1 protein-coding gene is annotated in these 313 nt (G+C 55.9%); it reads right to left on the bottom strand.

What is annotated here, in order from left to right:
- A partial coding sequence (locus tag P0G09_RS17360; RefSeq protein WP_275253297.1) for a ParB N-terminal domain-containing protein occupies positions 1-232 on the bottom strand: 232 nt, incomplete at its 3' end.
- Positions 233-313 lie beyond the last annotated feature (81 nt).

The raw sequence follows: 313 nt of genomic DNA, 5'->3' as shown, positions 1-313 counted from the left end.
CCATCCTGGCCAACTTGCAGGCGCGGAGCCGCCGCTCCCCTGCCACCAGCTCGTAACCACCCTCGACCTTCCGCACCGAGATGGGCTGTAACAGGCCGTTTTCCCGGATGCTCTGGGCTAGCCCCGCCAGCTCCTTTTCATCAAAAACAGTCCGAGCCTGAAACGGCGAGGGACGGATGCTTTCCACAGGCAGAGTGTAGATCTTTCCGGCAGATTTCTTCCATTCACACATGATTCTTTCCCCTTTCGCTGAAATGTGACACAGTTTTCCACTGTTTCCCGGGAAACGGTGGAAAAATCGCTCATTGCAGTT

The organism is Faecalibacterium sp. DFI.5.82 (genome assembly GCF_029076575.1).
Taxonomy (GTDB): domain Bacteria; phylum Bacillota; class Clostridia; order Oscillospirales; family Ruminococcaceae; genus Faecalibacterium; species Faecalibacterium duncaniae.
The sequence above is the reverse complement of the archived record's forward strand: the minus strand, read 5'-3'. Positions and strand labels throughout refer to the sequence as shown.